This window comes from Acinetobacter sp. IK23, from assembly GCF_035615275.1.
GTDB classification, from domain to species: Bacteria; Pseudomonadota; Gammaproteobacteria; order Pseudomonadales; family Moraxellaceae; genus Acinetobacter; species Acinetobacter seifertii.
Genome location: NZ_JANBNX010000075.1, coordinates 1 through 511, shown reverse-complemented (window position 1 = coordinate 511; position 511 = coordinate 1). Strand labels below are relative to the sequence as shown.

The following is a 511-nucleotide window of genomic DNA, read 5'->3' as shown; positions in this document are numbered from 1 at the left end:
CGCGTGGGCTCGGAGATGGGAATACGCGACAGCTCTGATTCTGACAGCGACTCTGATTCTGATAGCGACAGTGACTCTGACAGCGACTCAGACTCTGATAGCGACTCTGATTCCGACAGTGACTCTGATAGCGACAGTGACTCTGATAGCGACAGCGATTCTGACTCTGATTCTGACAGCGACTCTGATTCTGACAGCGACTCTGATTCTGACAGCGACTCAGACTCTGACAGTGACTCAGACTCTGATAGCGACTCTGATTCCGACAGTGACTCAGACTCTGACAGCGATTCTGACTCTGACAGCGATTCTGACTCTGACAGTGACTCTGATTCTGATAGCGACAGTGACTCTGACAGCGACTCAGACTCTGATAGCGACTCTGATTCCGACAGTGACTCAGACTCTGACAGTGACTCAGACTCTGACAGCGATTCTGACTCCGACAGTGACTCTGATTCTGATTCTGACAGCGACTCTGATTCCGACAGGGCGGGGGACTGTGAGAGCG

Annotated in this window: 1 protein-coding gene; it reads left to right on the top strand. The window is 52.1% G+C overall.

The window, feature by feature from the left end:
• Positions 1 to 511 (top strand): hypothetical protein (locus tag MSG95_RS18910; RefSeq protein WP_324645244.1); only part of this gene is annotated, 511 nt, incomplete at both ends.